Here is a 12077-nt window from a genome sequence, read left to right as displayed (position 1 = left end):
TGCTCCGTACGCCTCCGTCCGGATATCAGGTGGACCACCAGATGCTACCGTCGCGGGCCCACCGCCCCCGGCCTGCCCTCAGCGTCGGCTCCGGCTACCGCACGCGGAAGGTGATGCCGGCGCGCTGGAGCCGGTCGAGCAGGGCATCGCCCATCGCGGTGACCGGGGTGACCTGGCCGGTGGTCGCTGGTAGGTCGTCCAGGGCGAGGCAGAGCGCCGACTCGGCGAGCATCTTCGCCGTCTCGTCGTAGCCGGGGTCACCGCCCGCCACCTCGGTGCGCACCTGTTGCCCACCGCTCTCGGCCAGGAACTGCAGCTGGAACCAGGACCGGGCCCGTCGTTCGGGGCTCGGGCCCTGCCCGGGGCTGAGCCGACCGAACAGCCAGCGCCGGGTCGGCGGCAGCTTCACCAGCACCGTCACGGCGGCGATCCCGGCGGCCCCGGCGAGCAGGGTGGGGAGCCGCCGGACCGCCGCGAAGTGCCGGTAGCGGAAATCCGGCCCGTACTCCGGGCGGGCGGCTGCCGAGCGGCGGACCACCTGGGGGTCGATCGTCGGCAGCGGCACCATCCACATGCCGAGTTCGGGGGAGCGGGCGATCCGGCCGGACACCGCCCGGACCCGCCGGCCCTCCGGCCGCGGCTCGACCGCCCGCCGGGCCGCGGCGGCCCGGCTGGTCTCGCCGGTCCGCGAGAACGCGGTCAGGGCCGAGTGGTAGGTGCCGCCGGAGAAGCGCCCTCCAGCCCGGACGAGGCCGTCAACGCTGATCGGCGCCCCCGTCGGGAGCTGCTTGAGCGTGAACCACACACCCAGGTCGTACGGGATCGAGTCAAAACCGCAGGTGTGCACCAGGCGGGCGCCGGTGCGTTGCGCCGTCTCGTGGTGTCGTACGTACATCAGGTCGACGAACTCCGGTTCGCCGGTGATGTCCAGATAGTCGGTGCCGGCCGCGGCGCAGGCGGCCACCAGCGGCTCGCCGTGGTGGATGTACGGGCCCACGGTGGAGGCGACCACCCGGGCGCACTCGGCTACCGTCCGCAGCGACGCGGGGTCCGTGACATCGGCGGTGAGCAAGGGCAGCTCGGTCAGCGTTGAATCGATAGCGGCGAGTCGACTCCGGACGGCGGCGAGCTTGTCCGGGTTCCGCCCGGCCAGCGCCCAGCGCAGCCCGGGCGGCGCGTGTTGGGCCAGGTATTCGGCGGTCAGGCGCCCGGTGAAGCCGGTGGCGCCGAACAGGACGAGGTCGTACGTCCGCTCCGGAGGCATCTGCTGAGTCTGCCACCTGACATGCTCATCCGGCAGGGGGAAAATCCGGACTGAAGACGGCCCGGACGCAGTCGTCCCGTCGGTCCCGGAACAGCGTGTACCCGCGTGCCCCCTCCTCCAGCGGCAGTCGGTGGGTGGCCAGGTGCTCGGTCCGCAACTCGTCGCGCGCCATCCGCTCCAGCAGCGTCGGTACCTGCCCGGCCCCGTGCTGTCGCACACCCCGCACCCGCAACCCCTTGGCCCCGACCGCTTCCAGCGGGAAGGCGTCCACGTGCCCGGTGAACTCGCCGAGCACGACCACGGTGCCGCCCTTGCGGCAGGCGTACACCGCTTCGCGGACCGCCGGGGGGCGCTCCGCCGCGCCGGTGAACCGCTCGGCCAGGGAGCGCGGCCGTCCGTTCCAGGCCGGTCCGACCGCCTCCACGCAGACGTCCGGCCCCCGCCCGCCGGTTCGTTCGCGCAGCTCAGCGGGGATGTTCGTGTGCCTTGGGTCGACCGTCTCCGCGTCCGTGTACCGCCGTGCCATCCGCAACCGGTCCGCTTGCGGATCCATGATTAGCACCCGGTCGGCGCCGAGCAGGATGGCCGCGCGGGCGGTGAGTTGACCAACCGCCCCAGCACCCCAGACCGCCACCACCGCTCCAGGGCGGACCCCACCCAACTCGGCGGCGAGCCAACCGGCGGGGGCGGCGTCCGCGGCGAAGAGCGCCCGTTCATCGCTGACCGCGTCGGGGATCGCGTACGCGCCGACATCGGCGTACGGGACGCGGACGTACTCGGCATGACCACCGGCGAACCCGCCCGCAGCGGTGGGTCGCCCGAAGGCGCCGGGCACGGCTTGCCCGTACGCCAGCTCGCTCGCCTCCGGTGCCGGGTTTCCGTTGTCGCAGCACCACGGTGCGCCGGAGCGGCACTGCCAGCAGGAGCCGCAGGCCACGGTGGAGCTGACCACCACCCGGTCGCCGACCCGGTGCCGGTGTACCTGCGGCCCCACCGCGACGACCTCGCCCAGGAACTCGTGCCCGAGCACATCCCCGTCGGCCCGGTACGGTGTTCGACCGGCCAGGAGGGGCAGGTCCCCGCCGCAGGTGGCGCTCAGGCGTACTCGCACGATCGCGTCGTGGCCGTTACGCAGTTCCGGGTCCGGCACCTGCCGGACCGCGACCTGGTCTGCGCCCGTCCAGCACAGCGCCCTCATCCGGCCGGCCCCCGGTCGGCCGGCCCCCGGTCGGTCGGCCCCCGGTCGGCGCGGAGCACCTCGCCGGTCTCGGTGAGCTGCTTGGTCTGCCGCAACGCGGCCCGTACCACCCGGTTCGGGTGGTCGCCGGCCACGTGTGCGGCGAGGCCCGGAAGGGTCGCACCAGGACGGATCCGCGCGGCCAGTTCGGTGCCGCGGCCCGCAGGTGCGGGCCGGCTGTCCACCTGGATGGCGCGGCCGAGTCGGCGAAGCGGTTCCGGCCATCGCCCCCCGGGCAGCACCTCGTTGGCTGGCCGGTCTACCGTCACCACCTCCCAGCCGCCGGTCGGCCGGGTATCGGGACGCGGGTCAACCGGGCGGCCCCGCCGTCGGGCAGCGGCGAGTCTCGCCAGCATCTCGGCGGCGGTCCCGGCCCGCCTCGTGCTGTGTCTCACCCGCGCCTCCCGTCCGTCCGTCACCCGGTCCGTCCGTCACCCGGTCCGTCCGTCACCCGGTCTCACGCCGTTCTTGCCAGCATCGGCTCAGCCTGGGTGAAGCGGGTTCCCCCGGAAGGGGTGAACCGCCACCGGCCGGGTAACCGCAGGGCCGGGGGAGAACGTGTCCGATGGGGGTGGGCCGATGCCGCAGGAGCGACGGCAGACCACGGTGGCCATGGGACCGGGCACGCCACTACTGGCGTCCCGGCTGGCCCCGGGTCCACTGCCCGGACCGGTGGTGCTCCGGCCCCGGTTGCTGCGGCGGCTCGACGAGGGGACCGCCGTACCGGTGACTCTCGTCGCGGCACCGGCGGGCTGGGGCAAGACCACGTTGCTCACCTCCTGGTATCAGGCCGTCATCAGCGGTGACCCGGTCCGGGGCGGGCCGGTGACCCGCGCTGCCGAGGGGGGTCGGGCCGGATCGCCGACGAGCGTCGGGACGGGGGAGCCGGACCTGTCTGAGTCGGGGGAGCCGGACCTGTCCGAGTCGGGGGCCGGCCGGGACCGGCCGGACCTGGGCTGGGTCTCGGTGGAGGCTGGTGACGACGGCGAACGCCTCTGGTCGTACCTGGCGGCGGCACTGCGACCCGCGGTGGGGCCGCCGCGCTCGGCGGCGCTGGACGGCCCGCCCCGTCCCGACCAGCTGGAGGTGTTGGCCGCGGCACTTGCCGCCCGGGAGCGGCCGGTGCTACTGGTCCTGGACGACCTGCATCGGATCACCGACCCGGCGGCGATCGCCGGATTGGAGTTCCTGCTCCGCCACTGTGAGCAGCGGCTGCGTCTGGTGGCCGGGGCTCGCGCCGGGGTGCCGCTGGCGGTGCACCGGTGGCGGCTGGCCGGCGAGCTGACCGAGCTCGGCCCAGACGACCTGGCCTTCACCGGCGACGAGGTCGCCGACCTGCTGACCGCACACGGCACGGCCCTTCCGGCGGAGGGGGTCCGGCGGCTGCGTGAGCGCACCGGTGGTTGGCCGGCGGCGCTCCGGTTCGCCGCGCTCGCCCTGCCCGGGCAGCCGGACCCGGCCCGGTGGGTGGGGCAGCTCGGCGGCGACCAGCCGGACATCGCCGGCTACCTGCGGGAGGAGGTCCTTGGCGGGCTGGATTCGGACGACCGGGAGCTGCTGCGGAGCACGGCGGTGGCGGACGCCGTCTGCGCTGGCCTCGCCGAAGCGGTGACCGGACGGCCGGACACCGGGGCGAGGCTGGCTGAGCTGGCCGGCGTCGGCGGGGTACTGCGGCACGACGACGGCCGTCCCCCCTGGTACCGCTGCCATCCGCTCCTGGCTGACCTGCTCCGCGCCGAGCTGGCCCGGCTACCCGCCGTTGACCTGCGGGAGCTGCACCGGCGTGCCGCCGGTTGGTACGCCGACAACGGGCGGCCCGCCGACGGCCTGCGGCACGCGCTCGTGGGTGGCGACTGGGCCGGGGCCACCGAGCTGTTCCGCACGACCTGGCCGGAGCTGGCGCCGTACGACCGGGAGGGTGCGGTCGCGCCACCGCCACCACCGGCCGAGACCATGGCGCGGGATCCGGAGCTGGCCCTGGCGTGCGCGGCGGAACGGGCGTACGCGGGGGACCTCTCGGCCGCCGAGGGGTACCTGCGCTTGGCCGGGGCGGTGGGGGCCGGCGAGCGAGCCCGGGCCGATGAGGTGTCGGTGCCCTGCGGGGAGGGCTTGGCCCGGTTGGTCGCCGCGGTGGAGCTTGCGGTGGTCCGCTGGTCCGACGATGTTCCGGCGGTGCGCGCCGCCGCCGCCCGGTTGCTCGCCACCCACTCGGCAACGCGGGCATCCGGGAGTCAAGACCGCCGGCCCGTTGCGCCGGTCGTCGCCGAGCCGCGCGACACCGCCGTTGAGGACGCCGACGGATGGGCGGTGGCGGGCACCGCGCTCGGCTTGCTCGATGTCGCCGTAGGCGAGCTGGACAGCGCGGAGCGACAACTGGCGGCGGCATCCGTGGCCGCCCGGACCGCCGGATGGGTACGAACCGAGCTGGCCGCTACCAGCCGGATGGCGCTGCTGCGCGCGATCCGCGGTGACCTGCGGCAGGCGGAGACGGGGGCCCAATCCGCGCTCGCCCTCCCGCCCGGCCGGGGCTGGTCCTGCCGGACCGACTGCGGGTACGCGTACCTGGCGCTGGCCGTGGTGGCGCTGCTGCGGGACCAGCGGGAGGAGGCAGCGGCGAACCTGGCGTTGGCGGAGCCGGCGACCGGGGAGCCCGCCGCCGGGGCGGTGGCGGCGCTGTGCCGATCCCACCTGTTACGGGACGCCGGTGACCTCGCGGGCGGATACCGACTGCTCGTCGCTGCCCGGGAGCAGCTGGGGGGCCCTCGGGGAGACCTGGACCGGTGGCTGCGGGCTGCCGAGGCCGACCTGCGCGCGGCGCGGGGTGACCTGGACACGGCCCGGGCGCTGCTCGCCGGGGCGGGCCCCGAACTCGCGGTCGGCCTCGCTCGGGTGGAGCTGCGGGCCGGGGATGACCGGACGGCCGAGGTGGCCCTGCCCGACTGGCAGGCAGCCGCGGCGGCGGACTGGCCGTTGCCGGTACGGGTGGAGGCCGCGGTACTGAACGCGGTGCTGGCCGAGCGGGCGGGGGATACCCGACGGGCGCACCGAACCCTGGAGGTGGCCCTCGACCTGGCTGGCACGGAGGGGGTCCGGCGGCCGTTTACGCGCGGTGATCCGGAGGTATGGGACCTGCTGACAGCCCATCTGGACACGGGTACGGCGCACTGGTCGGCGGTGAGCGAGTTGGTGCGCGGGGCGGCGGAGCCGGACGAATCGGCAGAGCCTGCCGAGTCTGCCGGGGCTGCGCTGGCCGAGCCGCTGACCGAGCGTGAGGTGACCATCCTGCGCTATCTCCAGAGCATCCTCTCCAACGTGGAGATCGCGGCCGAGCTGTCGTTGTCGATCAACACAGTGAAGACCCACGTACGGAATATCTACCGCAAACTCGACGCTACCCGTCGCCGCGAGGCCGTCCGCCGGGCTCGGGACCTGCGGCTGATCTGACAGCGGCCCCAGACCGCTTCCGGATCGTGTCCCCGTTCTGAGCCCCCAGCTGCATCTGCTGCTGGCCGCCGCCGCGGGCGGCGGCCAGCATCGGCGAAGCACGCCGATCATTCCCGGCAGGCGGCGTCAACCGCGGCCAGCAGGTCGGCGAGCTCGTACCCGCCGTTGTGCCGGGCGCCGTTGACGAACAGGGTCGGGGTGGCCTCCACGCCGCTGCGGATGCCGCCGACGAAGTCTCGCCGGACCCGGTCGCCGTGGGCCTGCTGTTCGGTCTCGGCATCGATTTCGGCAGCGGAGAGGCCGAGCTGTCCGACGCCGAGCGAGAGGTGCACCGGGTCGAGTTGGTCCTGGTGTTCGTACAACCAGTCGTGCATGTCCCAGAACCGTCCCCGGCTGCCGGCCGCCTCGGTGGCGTGGGCAGCATTCTCCGCGTACGGGTGCAGGTTGGAGATCGGGAAGTGTCGGTAGACCAGCCGGACCAGGTCGGTCCGCTGGCGGAGTAGTTCGGTGAGGTTGGCGTAGGCCACCCCACAGAACTGGCACTGGAAGTCCGCGTACTCAACGAGCGTCACCGGCGCGTCCACCGGTCCCCGGACGTGGTCGCCTTCCGTCACCGGGGTTCGGAGGAGTGGGGTGAACTGGTGTGGGGTCGTCATCACCGCACCACCCAACAGTTGCCGCGTGCCGACCAGGTCGGCACGTTCGGATCGGTCATAACTCCCACTGTCGCTGGTGGCGGGGTGAGGGCAGCTCACCCGGCCCGGATGGTTCCCGACCGTGCAGCGCCCGCGCGATGAGCTGGTTGTGGGCGGGCCGAGGCCCGCGTGCCCGCGACCACGCCGGGCGGCCGGGGTCTGCGCGTTTCGTCGCATCGGGCCGCTACATTGGGCCGTGACTGTTTCGGGGCTCGGGTACTCCGGCCCTTGACTGGTGGGGTTGAGAACTGTTCGGGTTGACGACTGTTCGGGTTTGAGCTGTTCGGGTTGTGAGCCGTTCCGGATGGGAGATGGTCAGGTTGGGAGCTGTTCCAGTTAAAGGTCAGCTCTGTAACCGGAGGGTGAAATATTCGGATAAGAGCGGCCTGGCATTCGAACCCCAAGAATTGCTCATCCCAGGGGGTGGCGACCGAGCGTGTCGGAGGAATACTCTCGGTCGCGGCCCGCGTACTGATGAGGTGCCTGTTGGTGGGCGAGTGGAGGTGCTCACGTGAGCCTGTCGATCGTTAAGGCGGTCCTACCCGGGAGCGTCATGGAGATCTCGCCGCGTGGTGAGATCGATGTCGACACCGCGTACGAGGTACGTGAGGCGGTCGCTGAGGTCCTGGCGAAAGGCCGTCCTCGCCGCATCGAGCTGAACATGCGGCTGGTGACCTTTATCGACTCTGTCGGCATCAGCGCGATGGTCGCCGGCTTCCAGACCGCAGAGGTGAGCGGCGTGAAGTTGGTGATGACCGAGCCGAGCCGCTTCGTGCACCGGCAGCTCTGGGTTGCTGGTCTACTCGGCCTTTTCGGCGCCCCCGAGCCCTACATCGAGGGGGCGGCGGCCCCGGAGGTCCTGCCGGGGGCCTGAGTCAGCTTGTCCCAGGCGGTGTTCGGGCCGGGAGTTGTTCGCCAGCGGAGGGCTCCCGACCCGAACACCCGGGTTAGTAGACCGACAGGTGCACGTGGTTGGTGTGGTCGCTGGACGGGTCGCCGGCGGCCCCGCTGTACGACTGCCACCCACTGCTGGGCAGCCAGATCTGCCGATACCAGATCACGTAGAGCACCGCGAGCTCGTCGGCGTTGTCCACCAGGAACGCCGCCAGGTTGTTGCCGTATGTTCGGTCGCCGCCGGTGGCGTCTCCGCCGAAGCCGTCCGGTTGAGCGGCGAAGTCGCAGGCCCGGCCCTTTGGGTGCTCACCGGAGCTGCCGGAGCGGAAGCAGGACACGTAGCGGGTAAAACCGGCCGCCTTGGCCTCGTTCAGCGCATGCAGGGTTCGCGGGGTAATGCAGCCATTCGCCGGGGTGGGGTCATTGACGCTGCACGTTTCGGCCGGCCAGGAGCCATCCGGGTTGCGTGGGGCCGGGGCCGCCTGGGCCGAGCTCTGGGTGGTGCTGGTGTTGGCGGCCGCTGCGGCTGCGGCTGCGGCGCGGGCCTTCTCATTGGCGACCGTCAACGCATTTTCTGCCTGCTCTTTGCGCTTGGCCATCAGGGCCTCTTGCTTGCGCTGTTCGATGATCTCGGCTTCGACCGCGCGAGTGTCCTGGACGATCTGCTCCTGGGTCTCCTGCAACTCCTGAAGGGCCCGGTTTTCGTTGGCGACCACCCCCTCCAGCCCGGTGACGCGGTCCAGGAAGTCCGCCGATGAGGTGTTGTCAAGTAGCACCGACGCCGTGCGCAGCGGACCAGTGCGATAGGTCTGGTCGGCGATCTGCTCCACCAGCTTGGTGCGCTCGGCGTGCTCGGCCTTGGTGGTCTTGAGTTGGGCGGCGAGTTGCTGCTGCCGCTGCACCGACTCGGTCAGCGCCCGCTTGGCGTCCAGGTATCCCTTGCTGGCTGCCTCCAGCTCGGCGCGAAGGGCCGGGGTGCCGCCCTCCGGGTCGTCGGTCACCGCGTTCTGGCGGGCGGAGGGAGCGGCTACCGCGGGGCCGGCCGGGGCGAGGCCGGCACTGAGGGTGAGGGCCACGATGATCAGGATCGCCACTCGGGTGGCGCGATGTCGTGCGGGTGCCACTGCTGGCATATGCAGATGTCCTTCCGTCAACCACCGACCGGGTTAGCTGACGGGTTCGGGACGGAAGATCCCTACCGCTGACGCGGATGCACCCCAAGGTACCTGGTTCCCCGGTTCACCCTGGCGGGTGATTAGGCAGCGGCCCCGCCGGCACCGGTGGGTGCCGCCTGGCGCAGGCCGGCTCAGAGCCTAGCCGGTGTTCCTGGGGCGGGTGTACTCGGCAGTTGAGCAGGAGTTGCTACCACTCAACGGACCCGCAGCTCCCGCTCTCCGGCCCCGACTCGACCTGTAGCGTCGTGTGCTCGATTCGGAAGTCCTCCTTCAGCACGGTCCGGGCAGCGCCCAGGACCGTGCCGACGTCGGCGGCGGGGGCGACGGTGAGGTGCGCGGAGGTTACCTCCATGCCGGAGGTGAGAGTCCAGATGTGCAGGTCGTGCACCTCGTTCACTCCGGGTACGGCGACCAGCCGGTCATGGACCGCGGTGACTTTGAGGTGTTCCGGCGCGGCCTGGACCAGGATTCGTAGGGCTGCCCGGCCCAGCCGCCAGGTCCGCGGCAGGATGAACACGCCGATCGCCACTGCTACGAGCGGATCAGCCCACCGCCAGCCGGTGCCGGCGATGACCAGTGCTGCCGCGATCACGCCGAGGCTGCCGAGCAGATCGCCCAACACCTCGAGGTAGGCGCCCTGGATGTTGATGCTCTCCTTTGCGCCCGGACGCAGCAGCGCGAAGGCGACGACGTTGGCGAGAAGGCCCAGGGTGGCCACCACCAGCATGGGCCCAGTGCTTACCTCGGGCGGATCGCCGAAGCGGCGGACGGCCTCCACCAGTACATAGACCGAGACGGCGGAGAGGAGCAGGGCGTTGGCGAGGGCGGCCAGCACCTCCAGCCGGTAGAGCCCGAAGGTGCGCTGCGGATCCCCGCCCCGGCGCCGGGTAGCGGTCAGTGCGGCGAGGGCCATGCCGATCCCGAGGACGTCGGTGAACATGTGTCCGGCGTCGCTGAGCAGGGCCAGGGATCCGGTGCGGACGGCAGTCACCGCCTCCGCTACCATCAGGGCGGCGAGCAGGGCGAAAGCGGCCCAGAGGCGCCCCCGGTGCCGTTGCCCCGCGTTGGCTACCGCCCCGTGGTGGTTGTGTGCTGCACCCACTCGGACACCTTCCGCCGGCTGTCCGGTCCTGTGCCCAACCTATGTTCACATCGCGACGTGTGAAGCAACCTTCCCCTGGGCGGTGCAAAACGGTCGAGCACCGGTCAGTCGGACAGGTCGACCGTGGTGGGTCGTTTCAGTCGGACAGGTCGACCGTGGTGAGTCGCTGGGTGGCGCGGGACAGCGCGACGTACAACGTCCGCACGCCCGACCCCGGCTCCGCGCGGATCTCGCCCGGGGCGACCAGGACGACGCCGTCGTACTCCATGCCCTTGGCCTCCAGGCTCGTCACCACCTGCAACCGGGGCGCGTCGAGCCCGTCCAACCAACCGGCGACCTCGGCCCGGCGCGGCACCGGCGTGATCACGCCGACCGTGCCGGGGACCTCGGCGAGCAGGGTGTTGACCGCTGCCAGCACGGTAGTCTCCAGCTCCGCCGGCGGTACGCTCAGCCGCACCGGGTCAACCCCGGTGGAGCGGACGGCGGTCGGCAGCGGTAGGTCCGGGTCAACCTGTCGGATCTCGGCCGCCGCCACCGCGAAGATCTCCGCCGGGTTGCGGTAGTTGGTGGTTAGGGTGAAGTGGTGCCGCGCGCGCCGCCCGAGCGCCTGGTCGCGGGCTTGAACCAACTCCGCCGGGTCGCCGGTCCACGCCGTCTGCGCGGGGTCGCCGACGACGGTCCACGAGGCCAACCGCCCCCGGCGGCCGATCATGCGCCACTGCATCGGCGACACATCCTGGGACTCGTCCACCACCACGTGCGTGTACTCGCGATAGTCCTCAGGGCGTTCCCGGGCCGCCGCTCGGGCGGCGCGCTGCCGATCGGCGAACGTGCTCAGTTCGCGTACCCCGCCCGCTAGCTGGAACGGGTCCCGCCGGGGCCGGGCCGGCTGCATCGGCTTGCCCAACCGGGCGTCCAACTCATCGAGCAGCGCGACGTCGGCCACGGTCAACCCAAGGGCGGCCCCGGCCCGGTACGCGTCGCCGAGCAGCCGGACCTCGTCGGCGGAGAGCACGCCGGCGGCGTACCGGCGCAGCCGCTCGGGCTCGGCCAGCCAGCCGAGTACGTGCCGCGGGTGTAGCCGCGGCCACCACGCCTTGAGGAACTCGCGGAAGTCCGTCCGGTCGGCCAGCTCGTCCTCGAACGCCCGCTGCTGCGGCAGACCGGGAATGCCCAGCTGCCGGGCCTGCGCCCAGAGCGCGGCGAAGACGCCGTCGAAGCCGACCCGGCGTACCTCGTTGCGCCGCGCACCCCGCCGCAACGCCCGATCGCGGATCGCGTTCAGCTCGCGACAGTCCACCCGCAGTAGCTCGCCCCGGTAGAGCAGCCGCAGCTCGTCCGGGGTGCCCGGCGCCGCGTCCCGGGCGGCCCGCTCCAAGACCCGCCGCATCCGCAGCGAGCCCTTCACCGCGGCGACCTCCGGTGGGTCGGTACGGGTCGCACGCAGCCCCGGGAAGAGCCCACCGAGCGCGGCCAGGGTGGCGGTCTCCTCGCCCAGCGACGGCAGCACCGACCCGATGTAGTCGACGAACACCGCCGACGGCCCGACCACCAGAATGCCCCCGCCGGCGTACCGGCTGCGGTCGGTGTAGAGCAGGTACGCCGCGCGGTGCAGGGCCACCGCCGTCTTGCCGGTCCCGGGGCCCCCGGCGACCACGGTGACACCGGAGCCCGGGGAGCGAATCGCCTCGTCCTGCTCCCGCTGAATGGTCGCCACAATGTCCCGCATACCTCGTCCGGTCGCCTGGGACAGGGCGGCCAGCAGGGCGCCGTCGCCGACCGTCGTCATCTCCGGTGGAGTGGCAGCCGGGTCGAGCAGGTCGTCCTCGACCCCGGTTACCCGCTCTCCGCTCGAGGAGATCATGCGGCGGCGAATCACGCCCAGCGGCTGCGCCGGGGTCGCCTGGTAGAAGGCGGCGGCGGCCGGGGCCCGCCAGTCCACCACCAACGTCCCGGCATTCTCGTCCCGGATGCCGAGGCGGCCGATGTGCAGCACCTGCCGGTTGTGCAGGTCGAGTCGACCGAAGACGAGCCCCTCGTGCTCAGCGTCGAGCAGGTACCGGCGCTGCGCCGCGTGGAAGACCATCGCATCCCGCTCGACCAGCGCGCCGAAGTTGCCGACCCGGGCCAGACGATAGCCGTCGGACTCGGCGCGGACCGCCGCTTGGCGCAGCTCGGCGAGGCGTGCGTACACCCGGTCCAGGTGCCGCTGCTCGACGGCGATCTCCTGCTCCAGCTCGGTCCGGTCGGTCAACGTTCGTTCCTC

The 12077-nt window shown here is 72.5% G+C and carries 9 protein-coding genes and 1 riboswitch; of the genes, 2 read left to right on the top strand and 7 right to left on the bottom strand.

Annotated elements, in window-relative coordinates; genetic code table 11:
- Positions 1 to 94 precede the first annotated feature (94 nt).
- Genes SALPAC4_RS0102640 through SALPAC4_RS0102630 form a run of 3 tightly spaced genes read right to left on the bottom strand, consistent with a single transcriptional unit; the run spans position 95 to position 2896 of the window.
- The gene (locus tag SALPAC4_RS0102640) at positions 95 to 1264 is read right to left on the bottom strand and encodes a saccharopine dehydrogenase family protein (protein WP_019869051.1); all 1170 of its coding nucleotides are present in this window, start codon (positions 1262 to 1264) and stop codon (positions 95 to 97) included.
- Between the two features lie 25 nt (positions 1265 to 1289).
- A complete protein-coding gene (locus SALPAC4_RS0102635) occupies positions 1290 to 2462 on the bottom strand; it encodes an alcohol dehydrogenase catalytic domain-containing protein (RefSeq protein WP_019869050.1) in 1173 nt (390 codons plus the stop codon).
- On the bottom strand, positions 2459 to 2896 hold the full coding sequence (locus tag SALPAC4_RS0102630; RefSeq protein ID WP_027644771.1) for a hypothetical protein: 438 nt from the start codon (positions 2894 to 2896) through the stop codon (positions 2459 to 2461). The genes SALPAC4_RS0102635 and SALPAC4_RS0102630 overlap by 4 nt, the downstream gene beginning before the upstream one ends.
- Before the next feature lie 184 nt (positions 2897 to 3080).
- On the opposite strand from SALPAC4_RS0102630, the gene SALPAC4_RS0102625 reads away from it, so the two are divergent.
- Positions 3081 to 5945 carry a LuxR C-terminal-related transcriptional regulator gene (locus SALPAC4_RS0102625; RefSeq protein ID WP_019869048.1) on the top strand — a complete coding sequence of 955 codons (2865 nt, stop codon included), beginning with the start codon at positions 3081 to 3083 and terminating at the stop codon, positions 5943 to 5945.
- 107 nt (positions 5946 to 6052) lie between these two features.
- Here the strand turns inward: SALPAC4_RS0102625 and SALPAC4_RS0102620 are convergent, their stop codons facing one another.
- Positions 6053 to 6601 carry a DsbA family protein gene (locus tag SALPAC4_RS0102620; protein ID WP_019869047.1) on the bottom strand — a complete coding sequence of 183 codons (549 nt, stop codon included), beginning with the start codon at positions 6599 to 6601 and terminating at the stop codon, positions 6053 to 6055.
- A 550-nt stretch (positions 6602 to 7151) separates the two neighbouring features.
- Here SALPAC4_RS0102620 and SALPAC4_RS0102615 point away from each other — a divergent pair.
- On the top strand, positions 7152 to 7514 hold the full coding sequence (locus SALPAC4_RS0102615; RefSeq protein WP_018732862.1) for an STAS domain-containing protein: 363 nt from the start codon (positions 7152 to 7154) through the stop codon (positions 7512 to 7514).
- 73 nt (positions 7515 to 7587) lie between these two features.
- Here the strand turns inward: SALPAC4_RS0102615 and SALPAC4_RS0102610 are convergent, their stop codons facing one another.
- The 3 genes from SALPAC4_RS0102610 to SALPAC4_RS0102600 form a co-directional block, all read right to left on the bottom strand.
- Complete coding sequence (locus SALPAC4_RS0102610; RefSeq protein ID WP_223874850.1) at positions 7588 to 8658, bottom strand: coiled-coil domain-containing protein; 1071 nt, start codon at positions 8656 to 8658, stop codon at positions 7588 to 7590.
- 15 nt (positions 8659 to 8673) lie between these two features.
- Positions 8674 to 8806, bottom strand: a riboswitch (cyclic di-AMP (ydaO/yuaA leader).
- Between the two features lie 90 nt (positions 8807 to 8896).
- Positions 8897 to 9811 carry a cation diffusion facilitator family transporter gene (locus tag SALPAC4_RS0102605; RefSeq protein WP_019869045.1) on the bottom strand — a complete coding sequence of 305 codons (915 nt, stop codon included), beginning with the start codon at positions 9809 to 9811 and terminating at the stop codon, positions 8897 to 8899.
- A gap of 136 nt (positions 9812 to 9947) precedes the next feature.
- Positions 9948 to 12065 (bottom strand): HelD family protein, encoded by a 2118-nt coding sequence (locus tag SALPAC4_RS0102600; RefSeq protein ID WP_019869044.1) that lies wholly within the window; start codon positions 12063 to 12065, stop codon positions 9948 to 9950.
- Positions 12066 to 12077: the final 12 nt, after the last annotated feature.

The sequence above is a fragment of the Salinispora oceanensis genome, assembly GCF_000383575.1.
Taxonomy (GTDB): Bacteria; Actinomycetota; Actinomycetes; order Mycobacteriales; family Micromonosporaceae; genus Micromonospora; species Micromonospora oceanensis.
Note: the sequence above shows the minus strand (reverse complement) of the source record. Positions and strands in the feature narration are given on the sequence as shown.